Raw genomic sequence first — 18,066 nt, forward strand, 5'->3', positions numbered from 1 at the left:
AAGTCAGGACTGCCTAGCACAGCAATTGTCTCTATGCATTCAGTACTAAAATGAATGTTCAATGCGAATCTTGTCTGGCCGCGGCCGCTCCAAATACCTTTTTTTAATACCCATTTTAACCCTTGCTCTCCTTCAATCCTGCAATAAAAAAGCGGAAGAACTGAACAACCAGGAATTAGCCGAGGGGATTGTCGGAAAGGATAGTTATAAAGAATTACTGAAACTATCTTCCGAAGCCGGGATCGATATTTCAAAGTTTAATCAGACGGGTGATCCGGCCCATGTTTTTGCATTATTGGAAGAAATTGGCTTTGGGCACAAGCCCAGGCTCCGCTATATCCAGAAGGTCGTAAAAGCGGATACGTCGGTTATCCGTCATGCTGCGGAAATGTTATACAATGACGAAGCTGCCAGTGGGGTGCTTGAAAAACTGGAACCTGCTTTTCCTGTTTATACAAACCTGAAAAAACATTACGCCCGCCTGACCAAAGCCAGCCAGAAAGACAGTGCTGCCTACGTGGCTGATGCGCTGAATGCCTATCGCTGGATTCACCGCCAGGCCAAAGGCGCTCCCCGTTTTGTCATGGTCAACATTCGCGGTGCTTACCTTACAGCAATGGACTCTGTTGGTAAAAACGTGCTGACCATGCGCACGGTTGTCGGGAAAAGTGATACGCAGACACCTACTATTGATACGTATGCTACCAGTATTGTAACACACCCGTACTGGAATGTGCCCAAAAGCATTGCGATCAAAGAGATATTTCCCAAGGCTGCGGGCGATCCCGAGTACCTTGCCAAAAACCGCATTGAGCTGATTAATCAAAAAGGCGAGGCTGTGGATCCTGAAGATGTGGATTGGGAAGAGTATACAGCTGACCGTTTCCCATACCGATTCAGGCAGGAGACGGGTGGCGATAACTCATTGGGGCTGCTGAAAGTGGAAATTAAAAATCCATTGGCGATATACCTGCACGACACCAATGCACGCTACCTGTTCAACCTCGACCAGCGCTGGAGGAGCCACGGCTGTGTGCGCGTACAACGACCTACCGACCTGGCGAACTACATGGCGGGTACAGAACTGCTCAGCAGCGACTTTCTGACCGAGCCAGACACCGTATCTGTACCACCAAAATGGCACAAATTGCAGGTTCGTATTCCGGTATTCCTTTTTTACCTGGGAGCAGACTGTAATGAAAAAGGCGAGCTGCTTTATTTTCCGGATGTGTACAGCAAAGGCTCACCCGACGCCTGAGGCGCGGCAGCAAGTTTGGCTTCATGGTCGAAAGAAAGGCCTGCCAGCATGCTGGAAGCTTTTTCGTACCGCTGATCTTTGGAGAAAATAAATAATCCGGCACCATTGCACATCAGGCTGATGAGCTTGCGCGAATCGGCAATGGAAACAGCGGGACAGCCAAGGCTGCGGCCTAAGCGGCCGGTATTTTTGATAAAGGCTTCGCTGACATAATCCGCTCCGTGCATAACAATGGCTCGCTGCAACGCGCGGTCATTGATGCCTTTTTCGAGTCCTTCAAGGCGAAGAGACAACCCGTGCTTACCCTGGTAGGTGCCCAATGTTTTGTAAAAACCAAGACTGGACTGGAAAGAAGAGTTATCATTTGAAAAACGCTCTGCAAACTCCTGGCCGGAATTGCGACCGTGCGCAACGTAAGTATTAAGCAGCATTTTCTTTTTCAGCAAATCGATCACATACAAGCGTTTGTTACGCGATGACTGGCTGAAATCAGCAATCGCCAGTACCTGGTTGGTCGACTTCATTTTCTGGAAGCCATACCAGGCATAGAAAAAAGCTTTTTCTGACAGTCCCTGATTTTTCAGGTCAAGTGAGTCATACAAGGCTACCCACTCGGGTTTGGGAACGACAGAGTCAGCTTTGACTGAAAGGTTCTGGGTAGCTGAAAGCGCTGTAAATGGATTGATTTGTCTGAATCCGAGGGAAACACTAAGCGTCACTAAAACCGCTGCAATTACCGCCTGAGCTTTTGTCATTTCGAATCGTTTAAATGAAGAATCCGTTTAGACTGATGGATAAATCCGGGAGAAAACAGAGCCTGAAACGGGCGTTTCTAAAAAGAGTATTCGTTGTTGTTGCAAGTGAAAGTTAAACAGCCTGCCTGATTGCTTTGGTTCCTAAAAGCAAACAAGACGCTTGCAACTAATTAGCAATAAGCAACTTAGCATACATAAAAACATCACTTCTTTTCAATCCCGGCAAGAATCCTTCCGATTTCATTTGCTCTTGTCATGAAAGAAAGACTGGTATCGAGGTCTTTGTTATCGATAGCGTCTTTAAACTTTTTAAGCAGCTCAATATAGTCACCCAGGGCCTTTGAAACATTGGTTTTGTTCTGATCAAAAATCGGCGCCCACATTTGCGGAGAACTTTTGGCTAACCTGACGGTAGAAGAAAATCCGGTACTCGCCATGTCGAAGATCGTTTGTTCGTCCTGTTCCTTGTCCAGCACGGTCAGCCCGAGCGCAAATGAGCTGATGTGGCTCAAATGAGATACATATGCAAGGTGAAGATCGTGCTCAACAGGCCTCATGTAGTGAATTTTCATCCCTGCATCTCTCAGGAAGGTTTCCACGAGTGCCAGTGAGTCGGAGTTGCTTTTATCCCTGTCACAAATAATCACATTCTTATTGCCGAGCAGTTCCTTGAAAGCTGCACCCGGGCCGGAATTTTCTGTACCTGCCATCGGATGTACCGCTACAAACTGCCCGCGCTTCGGATGCTGATCCGCTGCTTTGCAGATCAGCTCCTTGGTAGAGCCCAGGTCCATGATCGTGCGTCCTTCCGGAATGGCGTCCAGCATGATAGGCAGAAGCTTCTGAATGGCGTCCACGGGCGTGGCAAGCACGTTGAGCTCCGCAATTTCCAGGGCTTCTTCCAGCGATACAATTTCATCCACGATACCTTTGGCCAGGGCAATTTTCTGGTTTACAACCGAGGTATCCACCCCCACAAAGCGCACATTGGGATATTTTTCACGGAGACTGAGCGCCAGCGAGCCGCCCAGCAATCCAATGCCTGTTACACTGATGATCATAGCCATGCAAATGATGTTCTAACTTCTGATTCTTTCCACGGCTTCCCAGATGCGCTCTTTCGGCATGCATAGTGAGAGGCGGATGTAGCGTTGACCTTTGGGCCCGAAAATAAAGCCGGGGGCAATAAAAACGTGCTTTTCCAGCAGCAGCCTGTTGACCAGTGATTCCGCCGACTCCACGCTGTCGGGCAGCTTGCCCCAGAGGAACATGCCTTCCTGTGTTTTGTCCCAGGTACAGCCCAATGCCTGTAAAAACGCCTGAGCAGCATCCAGCCGGCCCTGATACACCTCGTTTCTGGCACGGTGCCAGTCGTCAGAGTTACCGAGTGCTGCCACAGCTGCTTCCTGCATGGCCCAGAACATGCCCGAATCCACATTGCTTTTAATAGTAAGTATAGCTGTAATATAAGGCTTTGCAGCCGCCACCCAGCCCAGGCGCCATCCCGCCATATTATGCGACTTGCTCATGGAATTCAGCTCGATTGCCAAATCCATCGCACCCGGTACCGAGAGCAGGCTGAGCGGAGCCTGTTTGTTGAGAACAAGGCTGTACGGATTGTCATGGCACAGCAATATCCGGTTACGGCGGGCAAATGCCACGGCTTCTTCAAACAAGGCGAGCGTGGCCGGCGCGCCGGTAGGCATGTGCGGATAATTGAGCCACAACAGTTTGGTACGGGGCGTCACCAGCGACTCCATAGCCTGCCAGTCGGGTTGCCAGCCGTGGTCCTCACGCAGCGGATATTCTTTAACGACCGCGCCCACCATCTGGCTCACGGCCCGGTAAGCCGGGTAGCCCAGTTCGGGTACGAGTACTTCATCCCCCGGATCGAGGAAAGTAAGTGAGATATGGGTAATCCCTTCTTTCGAGCCGATCAGGGGCAATATTTCAGTATTGGCATCCAGTTTGACACCATAAGTATGATCGTAAAAACGTGCAATTGCATTCCGGAAGGCGATTGTACCCACGTAAGGCTGATAACCATGAGCCTGGGGCTTCAATGCAGCCTGTGACAAAGCCTGTAATGTTTCCTCCGAAGGCATCATGTCCGGGTTTCCGATTCCCAGATTGATTACATCGTGCCCTTCGGCAATTAGTTTGCGCACTTCCGCCAGCTTCACCGAGAAGTAGTACTCGGAGGTTTGCCGGGTGCGCAGGGCAGTTTCGATGATCATTTATATGGTTATTTACAAAATGGGGCGCAATTTACGATTAATTTGGCAGTGCCTCTTTTTACGCGCCCTGAAAGATGTTTGTTTTGTAACTTCCAAGCACCATCCCTTTCCCGTCTATGCAGTTCCTTCGTCCGCTCACCTTTCTATTATTCATCCTGCTGGCTGGCTGCTCCAAGCCTTCCGACAAGATTATCGTGGCCACTGCCGCCAACGTGCAGTATGTTATGAAGGAAATTCAGGCTGAATTTGAAAAGGGATCAACGGACAGCATCCACATCGTGGTTGCTTCGTCGGGCAAGCTGACCAGCCAGATCCGCGAAGGCGCGCCATTTGACGTGTTTGTGTCTGCCGACACCAGGTACCCGGAAGAGATTTTCAAAAATGGCGGTGCAGAAGAGAAACCGAAAGTATATGCCTCAGGAACGCTCATCCTCTGGTCAAAGAACATTTCTGAAAACGAGCTCACATTGGCCATGCTTGCCGACGAAAAAATCAGAAAAATAGCCATCCCAAATCCCGAAACAGCGCCTTACGGACGCGCGGCCATAGAAGCATTGAAAGCCGCAAATGTTTTTGAAAAAGTAAAATCAAAGCTTGTGTACGGAGAAAGCATCGCCCAAACCGCACAATACATCACCTCCGGCTCCGTGGAAGCAGGTTTCAATGCATTATCCATCGTGTTGGCTCCCGAAACAAAACAAAAAGGCAACTACACCATCATCAGCGACTCCCTCCACCACCCCATACAACAAGCCGCCCTCCTCCTGAAACACACCAACACCTCCCCAAAAAAATCCATCAGCGAAAAATTCTACAACTTCCTCTATTCCGAAAAAGCGAAGGCGATTTTCAGGAAATATGGGTATAGGTAGGGAAAGTCAGTGGGTCAGTGGATTATTAGTCATTGGGTCATTAGGTCATTGGGTCATTTATAGTAAAAATATTCAGTCATTCAGTCATTCAATCATTCAATCATTCAATCATCCCTCCACTCACTCACTCACTCACTCACTCACTCACTAACTCACTAACTCACCACCAACTACCTCCCCATGGACCCCCAACCGCTTTTTCTCACTTTCCGGCTTGCGACGATCACGTCGGCGCTGCTGCTGGTGCTGGCGATGCCGGTTGCCTATTGGCTGGCTTACAGCAGGTTCCGCGGAAAAGGTGTGGTAGAAGCATTGATCGGGATGCCGCTGGTGCTGCCGCCCTCCGTGATCGGGTTTTACCTTTTGCTGGCATTCAGCCCCTCCTACTGGTTTGGAAGCTGGGTCGAGCACACATTCGGACTGCGGCTGGTATTTTCATTTCCCGGGCTGGTAATTGCTTCTGTTTTATACAGCCTGCCATTCACGGTTTATCCGATCCGGGCCGGTCTGCAGTCCCTGCCTCCTACTTTGCGGGAGGCTTCATTTACACTGGGTAAAGGTGCAGCAGAGACATTCTTTAAAGTTTTGCTGCCTAACTGCAAGCCTGCAATCCTGACCGCCTTCGTCCTGACTTTTGCGCATACCGTGGGCGAATTCGGGGTAGTACTGATGATTGGCGGGAATATTCCGGGTGTTACCAAAGTAGCATCGGTTGCGATTTACAACGAGGTGGAAGCCTTGAACTACCCTGCTGCCAATCAATACGCCATGGTACTTTTTGCGATTACATTCGCTATTTTGCTGGTGGTGTACTCCGTCAACCATAGCCTGCTCCGTGCCCGACAACCAGCTTGAAATAGAAATCCGGCATATGCTGAAAACTGCCACCGGTGTGGCGGCCATGGAGGTATTGCTGCACATTCCGCTGGGAGGCATTACTGCGCTTACCGGACCATCGGGGGCAGGTAAAACAACACTTTTGCGACAAATAGCCGGCCTGGCGAATCCTGAGTATGGGCGCATTAAAGTCGGGGGACAAACATGGGTGGATACGGCATTGCACATCCATCTGCCTCCTCAGCAAAGAAATGCGGGCTTTGTGTTTCAGGACTATGCGCTGTTTCCCAACATGACAATCCTGGAAAATCTCAGGTATGCCCTCCCGAAAGGAGCGGATGCATCCGTCACGACTGAACTACTTGAGGCTACCGGCCTGGACCAGCTGGCAGATCGCCGGCCCTACCAGCTTTCGGGCGGCCAGCAGCAGCGCGTGGCGCTGGCGCGGGCTTTGGTACGCAAACCCGACCTATTATTGCTTGATGAGCCCTTCAATGCACTCGATTCGCGGATGCGCCGGCAAATTCAGGATCTGCTGCTGGAGTTTCATACGCGCTATGGCTTTACGATCATCATCGTCACACATGACCTGGCTGAGATTTTCAGGCTTGCCAACCGGGTACTTGTACTCGACCAAGGGCAAATAATCAGTTCAGGGACGCCCGCAGAGGTATATGCCGGTATCGTGAAATCGCAGCCGGGACTGGAAATACTGGGAAAAGTATTGGAATGTACCATATTATCCGAAACCCTGCTGGTAAAGGCCCTGATTGACCATCAGGTAAAAACCCTGCGGCTGCCGCTGGACTATGCCGGAAAGCTTGTACCCGGCACTCAGTTTGTGCTTTTACACGACGGCATTGTGACAAGCCTGCGTTTTCCTGAAAGTTAGCCGCTGTTATACGACGGTAGCTTTACCGTTTCATCGTCTTTTTAAAGAAAACATTTGATAAAAAACATGACCAGATTTGTACTTAAATGCATTCAGATTGCGGTAATCGCACTTCCTCTCCTTGCGATGCGGCAGGATAAACCATTGAAGGTGATCTTCTTCGGCGACTCAATCACCCAGGCGGGCGTAAGTCCGACGGGCTACATCACCAAAGTAGGCGAAATGCTGAAAGCCAAAGGAAAAGACGTCGATTATGAACTTGCCGGTGCCGGAATCGGTGGAAACAAAGTGTATGACCTGTACCTCAGGCTTGAAGACGATGTACTGTCTAAAAAGCCTGACGTGGTATTCATCTATGTGGGAATCAACGACGTATGGCACAAATCGTCCTATGGTACCGGAACAGATCCCGACAAATACGTGAGATTTTACGAAGCACTGATCCGGAAAATGAAGGCGCAGAACATCCGCGTAATCGTATGTACGCCCACGGTGATCGGCGAGCGCAACGATAATTCCAATCCGCAGGATGGCGACCTCAACCTGTACAGCAACCTCATCCGTGAAATTGCCACCAAAAACAACCTGCAACTCCTCGACCTTCGCAAGCAGTTTCAGGATTATCTACTAAAAAACAACCCCCAGAATGTCGAAAAAGGCATTCTCACCAGCGACCGGGTGCATTTGACGGAGGAGGGGAATAAGTTTTTGGCGGAACGGATGTTGGAGGCTTTGGAGCAGAAGTAGGGGTGGTACCCTTACCTCTGTCACCCTGAGCGGAGTCGAAGGGCCGATGCGGCAGGTGAACAGTACGTCACGGCGACCTCGTGCTTCGACTGCGCTCAGCATGACAAAGGTTGGTTGGTCAAAAGTACTTTATTGCGACAGCGGCAGTTACCTACTCACTCCTCTGTCACCCTGAGCGGAGTCGAAGGGCCGATGCGGCAGGTAAAGCGGCGTTACGGCGACTTAGTGCTTCGACTCCGCTCAGCACGACAAAGGTTGGTTGCCCAAGCATGACAAAGGTTGAAGGGCCAAAAGTGCTTTTTGGCAACAGAATCAATTGCTTACCACTTTTGTTTTTGTCACCCTAAGCGGACCGGGCCGCCGGGCGGTCGAAGGGCGAATGCGGCCACTAAAAAGTGCTTCATGGCGACCTCGTGCTTCGACTGCGCTCAGCATGACAAAGGTTAAATATCCAAACATGACAAAGGTTGAACGCTAAAAGTGGTTTATGGCGACAAGCATGAGCTACACACCTCTATTAACTGTTAGTGTTCTTTTGGCTTCAAAATATAGACCTAACGAAATTGTAAGCATTAAACCGGAAGACTCTGATAAGTTGAAAAGGTAATTTTCCTGTAAATAGTAAAAAGACAAAGCCTTCTGCATCTATTGATTCAGAAGGCTTTTAATTTATAATATCAAACTACCACAACTTCCCCGGGTACTCCCCACTCTCATGCAGTGCATTCAGTGACGCCTGCACTTTTGGCTTATCCTCTGGGTAAGTCACTCCAAACCAATCCGATGAACTGCGAAATACGCGGCAGTCGCCCAGGCCGCTTTTGATGATGTGCGTCATCACGGTCGGGATATAGAATTCGGCTTTGGGAGTGTTGATATTTTCTCTTGCGTATGTTTTGAACAACTCTGCGGTGATCGGGAACATCGATGGCTTGAAACCCCAGAAGTTCATAGAAACCGGTGTTTCAGGCGCAAGTGGTGTACGCTGACCGTCTTCTTCAAAATAGATCACTCCGTTTTCTTCAAAAATCTTGGTACGCTCCACGACCGATTCCAGGTTATGGTCTTCGCGCTCCACGCAAATGCCGCGCGAAACCGTACCGTTTTCAGACAAAGTACGTTTTAGCTCGTACCCGATCATCGCATGCTGATTATCATTCTGGTCGGTCTGCAGAAACTGCGACATGGTTGCAAAGGCATCTGCCCCGTAAAAATCGTCTGCATTGATCACCGCAAAAGGCGTCTCCGTATGTTTCCAGGCGCAAAGTGTGGCATGGCCGGTACCCCAGGGCTTCGTACGCTCAACCGTCCCCAGATCTTCGGGCACATAGGACTGAATACCCTGAATTGCAAAATCAAAATCAATCTTACCGGTCAGTTTCGGCGCAAAAATCGCTTCCGCACTTTCCCTGATTTCTTCTCTGACAATAAAAACCACTTTGCCGAACCCGCTGCGGATGGCATCGTAGAGGGAATAATCGATGATCGTTTCACCATGCGGCCCGAACTGGTCGAGCTGCTTAATACCGCCGTAGCGGCTGCCTATGCCGGCTGCTAAAATTAAAAGCGTTGGTTTCATGGAAAATGTTAGGGTATCCTGGCCTGTAAAGTAATGCGCAGGATTCCGGTGATTTAAGTAATTTCTGGTATAAAAATCTGTATTATCCGGTGGCAAAGTAAAACCATCTGTTACGATAAAAAAAACGCGCTCCCTTTTTAGGAACGCGTTTCTTAAAATAAAATATGCCGGCTAAACCTACACCGCAAAGCTCTCACCGCATCCGCAGGTACGGGTTGCATTGGGGTTGATAAACTGAAAACCTTTACCATTAAGCCCATCCGTGAAGTCGAGCGTGGTACCGGCGAGGTAGAGCAGGCTTTTCCTGTCTACAATAATTTTTACGCCTTTATCTTCAAAGATCATGTCGTTAGGCTTGGAATCGGAATTGAATTCAAGGTTGTAGGTCAACCCGGAACAACCACCTCCCAAAACCCCTACCCTGATCTGAAAGTCATCTACAAATCCGTCTGCCTGGCGGAGCTCTACGATTTTATTTTTGGCGGAGTCACTAACTGTTACCATGATCTTCTTACTTGTTTATACTTTTTCATAAACGCCCCGCAGGTGCCAGAAAGTTCACGCCTGGGGGCAAATTGCATTGCCTTTTAATGCTCCAATATCTTGGCGCCCCCTTTGTTAATGCCTGAGATATGCAGGGCCGAGTCAATCCCCGCTTCGGCAAACCTGGCCTGCATGGCTTGTCCGGCGGCGATCGCATTGTCCCTGCCCCGGCTTAATGCAAACATCGATGGTCCCGAACCCGAAATGCTGCAACCCAATGCACCGTTTGAGATCGCAGCAGTCTTCACTTCCTTGAACTCGGGAATCAGAATGGAGCGTACGGGCTCAATGATCACATCCACCATGGAGCGGCTAATCAGATCGTAATCGGCTTTCATCAGTCCGGCTACCAGCCCGGCCACATTGCCCATCTGCGCAATGGTATTTTTGAGCGAAACCTCATTGCGAAGAATGTAGCGTGCATCTTTGGTATTAATCTCAATATCAGGATGTACCAGCGTACAGTACAGATCGTCGGGCACCGGAATGGTGAAAATATCGAGCGGATGGTAACTGCGGATCACCACAAACCCCCCCAGCAAGGAAGGCCCCACGTTATCGGCATGCGCCGAGCCGGATGCAATGCGCTCGCCTTCCATCGCAAAAGGCAGGAGTTCCTGGCGCGTAAGCGGGTTACCCAGCAGCTCGTTCATAGCCACTACGCCGGCTACAGCGCTGGCGGCACTGGATCCCATTCCGCTGCCCAAGGGCATATTTTTATGTAAAATGACTTCGTAACCGAAGTCTTTAATGTCCAGATGTTTAAGCAAATGCAACATTACGCCCGTCACGGAGTTTTTCTCCGGATTTCGTGGGAGCCGGCCTTCGTCACCAGTAATGTTGGTAATCACAATGCCCGGCTCGTCGCGCCTGCGCAGTTCCACCACATCCCCGGGCTCTTCAATTGCAAAACCAAAAATATCGAAGCCGCAGGCTACATTAGCCACGGTTGCAGGCGCAAAAGCTTTTATTGAATTCACTGTAAATGGTTGTTGGCTATCAAATATTGAACGGTAGCACAAAAAAAGATTTCTGCATTTGCAAATGCCTCCATCGCATCTGCCTTTTCCATTTTGGCATAACTATAATCAGCTTGCTGACTTTTCTTGAATGTTTTCTTCAAAATTGCTCCCAGATCCCCACTCATTTCACCAGTGAAAACTAGTTTTTTATTAAAAGCATTGTGCGCTTTTCCATACGCTCTGGTTTGTATACTTTTTGTAAAAAGCAGCGCCTGCACACTGTGAAACATCGAATAATATGACCGGTTTATGGCAAAATCATATCGATCCCTTTCCAGTGCGTTCTGCGCATCCGTCAAAAATCTTAGTGACTTTGCTAAGATGTCTCGTACTCCGACTTTTTTCATTGAGGTCCATGGATTGATTTGATAAATCGACCAAGGAACGTGAGTATTTTAAATTAATGCACTGAAATGTTGCGGCAACTGGCATCACCCCAAATAGCTACTAATGCTCATAATATCCGCAAACACGCCGGATGCTGTCACCTCGGCGCCGGCGCCGGGGCCTTTGATCACCAGCGGGCGGTCTTTGTAGCGCTCCGTGGTAAAGGACACAATGTTATCGCTGCCTGAAAGTGTGTAAAAAGGATGCTGCGGCCCTACGGTTTTCAGCTCAATACTGGCCCTGCCGTTTTCAAGCGTGGCAATGTACCTGAGCTTTTCACCCCTGGCTTCGGCCTCGGCCTGTATTCCGGCAAAATAGCTGTCCGAAATCTCCAGTTCTGCAAAAAATGCATCCACAGTAGCTGCTGCCAGACAGTTTTCAGGCAAAATTTTCGCAATCCTGATTTCTTCGGGTTCCAGGGGGACGCCTACTTCCCGGGCAAGGATCAGTATTTTCCGGCCGACGTCGGCTCCGCTCAGGTCATCGCGCGGGTCGGGCTCGGTAAATCCTTTGGCCTTGGCTTCGCGCACAACGTCCGCAAACCTGACACCCGGCCCGAAGTTGTTGAAAATATAGGATAGCGTGCCTGAAAGGATCGCCTCGATTTTAAGGAACTTGTCGCCGCTGGCAATCAGTCCCTGGATGGTATTGATGATTGGCAGACCCGCCCCTACATTCGTCTCGTACAAAAATTTGACACCCCGCTGCAAAGCCGTGCGCTGCAATGAAATATACTCCGAGTAGGAGCCCGAATTGGCCACTTTATTGGGTGTCACCACCGAAATGCTCGCATCGAGGAGCACGTGGTAGTACTGTACAATGTCTTTGTCCGAAGTACAATCGATGAAAACACTGTTGGGCAGGTTGAGCTCGATAATGCGCTGTACAAATGCCGGGAGACTGGTTTTTACGCCTTCATCCATGACCCGGTCGCGCCAGCCTTCGGGCTTGATACCTTCCGGTGCCAGCAGCATTTTCTTGGTATTGGTAAGACCGGCGATATTCAGGTTAAGGAGCTTTTCCTCCCGCAGGTATCCGGCCTGGTTTCTTACCTGTTCAAGCAGGGTACCGCCAATCAGTCCCACGCCCACGATAAAAAGGTTCAGCGAGCGTGTTTCCGACTGGAAAAAGACGCCGTGAATTGCATTGAGCGCTTTGGAAAGGTCACTTTTTGCGATTACTACGGAAATGTTCAGCTCCGAAGAGCCTTGTGCCGTAGCCACCACGTTGATCCCGTTTTTACCCAAAACAGAAAACAGCTTGCCCGAAACCCCGGTGCTCTTTTTCATGCCTTCACCCACGATCGCGATAATGGAAAGGCTTTTTTCAATGGCAATATGATCAATGTGCCCGAGCCCGATCTCCACGGCAAACTCTTTTTCAAGCACTTCGCGGGCTTTTACAGCATTTTTCGGATCAATGGAAAAACAGATCGAATGCTCTGAGGATGCCTGTGAAATGAGGATGACACTGATCGCATTGTTGGACAAAGCCGTAAACAGCCGGCCCGAAATACCGGCCACACCGATCATCCCGCTACCCTGGATATTGACCAGCACGATCTCATCAATGGACGAAATCCCCGTGATGGCGTAATCTTTTCCATTTGCCGCTTTTTGTACAAATGTTCCCTCAAAGTTTACATTAAAGGTATTCAGTACTTTGAGTGTGATATTTTTGGCAAATGCAGGCTGCAGACTTGGCGGATAAATCACCTTTGCGCCAAAATGCGACAGTTCCATAGCTTCTGCATACGAAATGGAGGGAATCGTGAATGCATTGGCCACCTTGCGCGGATCCGCCGTCATCATCCCGTCCACATCCGTCCATATTTCGATCACCTCCGCATCAAGCGCAGCTGCGATGATGGAAGCCGTATAATCCGAGCCGCCGCGGCCAAGCGTGGTGGTGATACCTTCGGCTGTGGAGGCGATAAACCCGGTTACACATTGCAATGCAGCTGTTTTTGCAAAATGTTCAAGGATCTGGCGGTTGGTAATCTCAAAGTTGACGTCGCCCATGCCGTATGTAGCATTGGTATGAATGATCTGGCGTGCATCACAGAACTCGGCATGCACATTGCGGCTTTTCAGGATTTCCGTAATCACCAGGGTCGACAGCCGCTCTCCAAAGCTCATGACCAGGTCGAGCGTACGTTCGGAAAGCTCTTTGATCCACGAAACACCGCGGAGAATATCTTCCAGCTCATTGAAAAGCCCCCTGACGGCTGCAAATGTGCTGCTCTGATTTTTAACAGGGATGAGGCTGCGTACTACGGCAAAGTGGCGCTCCTCAACGCCTTTCAGGAACTCGATGTACTCGGTATTGCCGGCAGCGGCCATTTTGCCAATTTCGATCAGGCGGTTCGTGACGCCGCCCATGGCTGAAAATACCACGGCGATCTGCTCACCGGACGTGAGGTTATTTTCAATAATACCGATCACCGTCCTGATGCTGTCGGCCGTTCCGACTGAGGTGCCACCAAATTTAAGAACCTTCATTGAAGCTATATTCGAATGCTGTACAGGGAGGATTTTAAGTCCTTCTTTTTTAATGGTTGCAAATATAAGGATTCAAACGCCCGGCAGTCACAAAAAAGGCCGGAAGAGCGATTCTCCCGGCCTTTTACCCGATATATTTATGTCAGAATGCGATGCCGAGCCCTGCGCCTACGTTCACCACGCCGATAAAGCGCTTCTCATTAATCCGCTCAGAAAGATCATAACTTCCTCTGACAGCCTTTATGGCAACATCTTTCAACTCCGCCTCAGCCCCGATCACATCGCCGGTCAACTGAAAAAACAGGCTGCCTGCAAGCGGTAAACGCAGGCTCATGCCTCCTGCAATACCAAATGCGCTGGTTGAAACCGGCCGCAAATCGACATGAATCGGTGCGCCGCCGGTTTCCGAGTTACCTACCAGGCTTACCGCAGGCGTTTCGGCCCAGACTTTGCCCGCCTGCGCATGCAGTTCCAGCTGCACGCGGTTCATATTGATATACAGGGCAGGGCCCACCAGGACGGCGTCCAAAGTCCACCGCGATACACTGCTTTCCCAGTTATATTGTTCGCCCAGGATTTTGGCATACTTTGAAGCTTTGTCCACAATCGGCTGCGAGTTGGTTTTGTTCCTGTTCATGCTCCCTGATGCCCGCAAACCCAGCCAGCGTGCAATCCGGAAGTCATAATTAACCTGCCCATAGTAACCCGAGCCGGCTATACCGGCAAAAGGATCATCAAGTTTTTCCCGGGCCATTTCGCCTACCGGCAGGCTGTAACCTCCTGTCACGGAAAAAAAGTTGCGGGTATTCTGTGCCTCTGCGGAAATGCAGGCAAATAAGAAAAGTACAAGTAACGAAATGGAACGTAGGGATGTGAGTTTCATGATTCTGGCCTAATAACAGCGCTCAGCAGATTTCGCCGAACAACATTTCATCAAAGGTAACATGAATCTTACCCGGTTTATTACATTTTCGGCCACGTACTTGATTTGGGGAAATTTTATCAACACAATGTTATACGAACACCGGCAGGAACCGGCTTTTGGGTTTGGTATAAAAATGGTAGTACTCTTTTCTGAAACTAAATCACTGAACCAAATGAATAGGGAAGAAACAGATCACGAAGCCAGAGCGACCAAAAACATAGGCAATGTCTGGAAATGGATTCTAGGAGTCGGAATTGTCCTTTCACTTGTTGCCTGGCTCGGCGGATTTTTCAACCATGATGAAAGGTTCCGTCAGTCAGAAACACCATCTGAAAGTGCGGCAGGAGTAGCTGACTCCAGTGCATCGGATACTATTATGGAACTACATACAGACTCCACCATGGAGCACGTGCGCGGCACTGAGTAATTTACCGGAGCAGCGCATCCCACAAGATCTCGACAGGATGTTTCGATTTACGTCCTGTCCCATCTTTAATCTGATGGCGGCAACTGGTCCCCGAAGCTGCGATAATAACATCTTCGGGCTGCTGCCGGACCGCAGGAAACAGTACCAGCTCACCGATCTGCATGGAAACATCGTAGTGCTCGGCCTCATACCCGAATGAACCTGCCATACCGCAGCAGCCCGAGGGGATTAACTGTACCTGGTAGTTGACAGGCAGCGATAATGCTTTTTTCGAAGCGGTAAGTGTTGATAATGCTTTCTGGTGACAATGTCCGTGCAGCTTGATATGCTGCTTTTTTTGTGTAAATATAGAGCGGTCAATACGCTTGTCATCTATTTCACGGGCGATAAACTCCTCAAAAAGCAATGCATGGTCTGCAATGCGGCGGGCACCCGCCTGCAGATGCTGCGGTACCAGGTCGAGGTACTCGTCCCGGAAAGACAAAACAGCACTTGGCTCAATGCCGATCAGCGGCGTATCGTGTGTGATGATATCCTGCAACAGCTCTACATTTTTGATCGCCAGCTTCTGTGCCTCTTTTACAAAACCCTTGGAAAGGTACGAACGTCCCGATTCGGTATGTTCCGGTATGATCACCTCATAGCCCAGCTTTTCAAGCAGCTGCACGGCCGTTTTACCAATTTCAACATCATTATAATTGGTAAACTCGTCACAAAACAAATAAACCCTCCTCCTATCCCCCCTACTCCCTTCCTCCATTCCTCCCTTTTCCCTACTCCTCCTCTTCCACCACTGCTCCAAAGTCTCCGAATGCAAAAAAGGCATAGACCTTTCAGGATGGAAACCGGCTATTTTGTTGGCAACTTTCCGTAAAGCGGTATTGCCGAATATCCCATTAAATGCCCACGGTGCAAGGGAAGCCATTTTCATTTGTTTTGAAAAATTGGCAATCAGCCGGCTTCGGACCGGTACACCGTGTGTTTCGTAATACTGCTGGGTAAACTCCGCCTTCATCTTGCCGATGTCCACGCTCGAAGGGCACTCCGACTTGCAGCCTTTGCAGGAAATGCACAGGTCCAGAATTTCTTTGACCATCTCCTGCGTCGGTGCGGGTTCGTTTCTTACCGATGGCGCGGTCAGGTATTGGCGTAAAATATTGGCACGGGCGCGGGTAGTATCACGCTCACGGCCTGTGGCCATATAGCTCGGGCACATGGTACCGCCGGTCAGCTGGGTTTTGCGGCAGTCGCCTGAGCCGCTGCATTTCTCAGCCAGCCGGAGCATTCCTTCCTGCTTCGAAAAGTCAAAGGTGGTAGGAATCACTGGCTGTACCTTGTCCTGCTCATACCGCAAAAACTCATTCATAGGCGGCGTATCCACAATTTTGCCCGCGTTGAAAATACCTTCCGGGTCCCAGATCCGTTTGACCTGCCTGAACATTTCATACACTTCCTCCCCCATCATATAAGGGATAAATTCACCCCGGAGCCGCCCGTCGCCGTGCTCCCCGGACAATGCCCCGTCATATTTCCTCACCAAAGCCGCAGTTTCGGCCAGTACCTGTCTGAAAAGTGCCTTTCCGTCGGTGGTTTTGAGGTTGATCATGGGCTCCACATGCAGCTCACCCGCTCCCGCATGGGCATAATAGGAAGCATGGAGGTCGTGTTTTCTCAGAAGTTGTTCAAGCTCGGCAATGTACGCAGGCAGATCTTCCGGGGCTACCGCACAGTCTTCAATGAGATTTACAGGCTGGGTATCGCCCGGCAGGTTCCGGATCAGCCCGAGTCCGGCTTTGCGAATGTCCCAGGCTTTGGCTGCATCATCCCCGAACAACAGCGGGTAGGCATAGCCCAGGTTTTCAGCCTGCAATGCAGCTGTAAGTCGCTCAGCCTGCCCGGTAACTACTGCCTGCTCCTCTCCCCAGAACTCGACCATCAGCATGGCAGCCGGGTCGCCCTGCATGAAGAAACGGTTGTGGGAATATACGGTATGGTCTTTGGTAAAATCCATGATGTACTTGTCTACGAGCTCGGAAGCTTTGGGCCTGAACTGCATGGCCACCCTGTTGGCATGCAGCGCCTCAGCCACGGACGAGGTATGGACGCAAACCACACCGACTGCCGCAGGAGGTACATCGACGAGTGCAATCTTTGCTTCCAGTACAAAGCACAATGTGCCTTCCGAACCGGCTATGAGATGGCAAAGGTTGATATTGCCTTCTTCAAACTTACCGACCAGGGCATCCAGCGCGTAGCCCGAATTGCGGCGGGTGACCGTTGCCTTGGGAAACTTTTTGCGGATTAACGCCTGGTCTACCGGGTTGGACACGAGCCCGAACATGCCTGCCCGGACAGCCTGCTCGCGCTGACCTTTGTCTTTGCTGCTGCTCATGCCCGAGATATACTCAGCGACCGGCTCATTCCGGAATGTCGCCACGGTACCATCCGAGAGCAATGCTTTTACTTCCAGCAGGTTCCCGCGCGTATCACCCCAGGTAATGGAATGCAGCCCGCAGGAATTGTTGCCGATCATTCCACCGATCATTGCCCGGTTGGCCGTAGATGTTTCGGGACCGAAAAGCAAACCATAGGGCGCAAGATGTTTGTTAAGATCATCGCGGATGATGCCAGGCTGCACCCGCGCCCACTTTTCTGCCGCATTGACTTCCAGCAGCTTACCGAAATGCTTTGAAATATCTACTACAATGCCGCTACCTACTACCTGCCCTGCCAGCGAAGTGCCGGCCGCTCGGGGAATGAGGGTGACCTTTCGCTCACGCGCAAAGGTGATCAGTTTGCGCAGATCCGCTTCGCTGCGGGGCAGTGCCACGGCTGCGGGCATCTCCTGGTACACAGAAGCGTCGGTAGCATAAACCGCCTTCTGGGCGGCATGAAGGGTTGAATCATCAAAATACAGCTCACCTTCAAACTGTGAACGCAGGGCATTAAATTGTAACGGGGTGATGCGGCTCATCCGGAATAGTCAGAATTGGAAAGGCTAAGTTAGAAAGACCGGGAGAGTTATGGTAGCTGCGGGGAACGTATATTGGCATACTTTTTACAAACCCAACACAGTTCTCCAAC

Annotated in this window: 16 protein-coding genes; 6 read left to right on the plus strand and 10 right to left on the minus strand. The window is 50.3% G+C overall.

Going from position 1 to position 18,066, the window contains the following annotated elements:
* Positions 1-61 precede the first annotated feature (61 nt).
* On the plus strand, positions 62-1,258 hold the full coding sequence (locus tag HWI92_RS14805; protein ID WP_204656536.1) for a L,D-transpeptidase family protein: 1,197 nt from the start codon (positions 62-64) through the stop codon (positions 1,256-1,258).
* Here the strand turns inward: HWI92_RS14805 and HWI92_RS14810 are convergent.
* From HWI92_RS14810 to HWI92_RS14820, 3 genes are all read right to left on the minus strand, one after another.
* Entirely contained in the window at positions 1,216-2,013 is a 798-nt protein-coding gene (locus HWI92_RS14810; protein WP_204656538.1) for a murein L,D-transpeptidase catalytic domain family protein, read from the minus strand. The genes HWI92_RS14805 and HWI92_RS14810 overlap by 43 nt on opposite strands.
* A 203-nt stretch (positions 2,014-2,216) precedes the next feature.
* Positions 2,217-3,074 carry a prephenate dehydrogenase gene (locus tag HWI92_RS14815; protein WP_204664586.1) on the minus strand — a complete coding sequence of 286 codons (858 nt, stop codon included), beginning with the start codon at positions 3,072-3,074 and terminating at the stop codon, positions 2,217-2,219.
* Positions 3,075-3,092: 18 nt separating this feature from the next.
* Positions 3,093-4,250: a pyridoxal phosphate-dependent aminotransferase gene (locus HWI92_RS14820; RefSeq protein ID WP_204656546.1), complete on the minus strand. Its 1,158-nt coding sequence runs from the start codon at positions 4,248-4,250 to the stop codon at positions 3,093-3,095.
* A 116-nt stretch (positions 4,251-4,366) separates the two neighbouring features.
* Between HWI92_RS14820 and modA the strand changes: the two genes are divergently transcribed.
* From modA to HWI92_RS14840, 4 genes are all read left to right on the plus strand, one after another.
* Positions 4,367-5,122 (plus strand): molybdate ABC transporter substrate-binding protein, encoded by a 756-nt coding sequence (gene modA, locus HWI92_RS14825; protein WP_204656548.1) that lies wholly within the window; start codon positions 4,367-4,369, stop codon positions 5,120-5,122.
* Positions 5,123-5,302: 180 nt separating this feature from the next.
* A complete protein-coding gene (modB, locus tag HWI92_RS14830; protein ID WP_204656556.1) occupies positions 5,303-5,977 on the plus strand; it encodes a molybdate ABC transporter permease subunit in 675 nt (224 codons plus the stop codon).
* Positions 5,958-6,851, plus strand: coding sequence for a sulfate/molybdate ABC transporter ATP-binding protein (locus tag HWI92_RS14835; protein ID WP_229248022.1), 894 nt, complete (start codon positions 5,958-5,960; stop codon positions 6,849-6,851). The genes modB and HWI92_RS14835 overlap by 20 nt, the downstream gene beginning before the upstream one ends.
* A gap of 66 nt (positions 6,852-6,917) precedes the next feature.
* Positions 6,918-7,598, plus strand: coding sequence for an SGNH/GDSL hydrolase family protein (locus tag HWI92_RS14840; protein ID WP_204656558.1), 681 nt, complete (start codon positions 6,918-6,920; stop codon positions 7,596-7,598).
* A gap of 682 nt (positions 7,599-8,280) precedes the next feature.
* On the opposite strand, the gene HWI92_RS14845 is transcribed toward HWI92_RS14840, so the two are convergent.
* From HWI92_RS14845 to HWI92_RS14870, 6 genes are all read right to left on the minus strand, one after another.
* Positions 8,281-9,177, minus strand: a complete 897-nt coding sequence (locus HWI92_RS14845) for a nucleotidyltransferase family protein (RefSeq protein WP_204656560.1) — start codon at positions 9,175-9,177, stop codon at positions 8,281-8,283.
* A 177-nt stretch (positions 9,178-9,354) separates the two neighbouring features.
* Positions 9,355-9,681, minus strand: coding sequence for a HesB/IscA family protein (locus HWI92_RS14850; protein WP_204656562.1), 327 nt, complete (start codon positions 9,679-9,681; stop codon positions 9,355-9,357).
* 83 nt (positions 9,682-9,764) lie between these two features.
* Positions 9,765-10,700, minus strand: a complete 936-nt coding sequence (locus HWI92_RS14855) for a homoserine kinase (protein WP_204656564.1) — start codon at positions 10,698-10,700, stop codon at positions 9,765-9,767.
* Positions 10,697-11,089 carry a HEPN domain-containing protein gene (locus tag HWI92_RS14860; protein ID WP_204656572.1) on the minus strand — a complete coding sequence of 131 codons (393 nt, stop codon included), beginning with the start codon at positions 11,087-11,089 and terminating at the stop codon, positions 10,697-10,699. Before HWI92_RS14860 ends, HWI92_RS14855 begins: the two co-directional genes overlap by 4 nt.
* 84 nt (positions 11,090-11,173) lie before the next feature.
* On the minus strand, positions 11,174-13,630 hold the full coding sequence (thrA, locus tag HWI92_RS14865; RefSeq protein ID WP_204656580.1) for a bifunctional aspartate kinase/homoserine dehydrogenase I: 2,457 nt from the start codon (positions 13,628-13,630) through the stop codon (positions 11,174-11,176).
* Between the two features lie 142 nt (positions 13,631-13,772).
* Positions 13,773-14,513 carry a hypothetical protein gene (locus tag HWI92_RS14870; RefSeq protein ID WP_204656594.1) on the minus strand — a complete coding sequence of 247 codons (741 nt, stop codon included), beginning with the start codon at positions 14,511-14,513 and terminating at the stop codon, positions 13,773-13,775.
* Positions 14,514-14,574: 61 nt separating this feature from the next.
* Between HWI92_RS14870 and HWI92_RS25335 the strand changes: the two genes are divergently transcribed.
* Positions 14,575-14,982, plus strand: a complete 408-nt coding sequence (locus tag HWI92_RS25335; protein WP_229248024.1) for a hypothetical protein — start codon at positions 14,575-14,577, stop codon at positions 14,980-14,982.
* Between the two features lies 1 nt (position 14,983).
* On the opposite strand, the gene HWI92_RS14880 is transcribed toward HWI92_RS25335, so the two are convergent.
* A complete protein-coding gene (locus HWI92_RS14880; protein ID WP_204656603.1) occupies positions 14,984-17,956 on the minus strand; it encodes an FAD-binding and (Fe-S)-binding domain-containing protein in 2,973 nt (990 codons plus the stop codon).
* Positions 17,957-18,066 lie beyond the last annotated feature (110 nt).

It is taken from the genome of Dyadobacter sandarakinus, from assembly GCF_016894445.1.
GTDB classification, from domain to species: Bacteria; Bacteroidota; Bacteroidia; order Cytophagales; family Spirosomataceae; genus Dyadobacter; species Dyadobacter sandarakinus.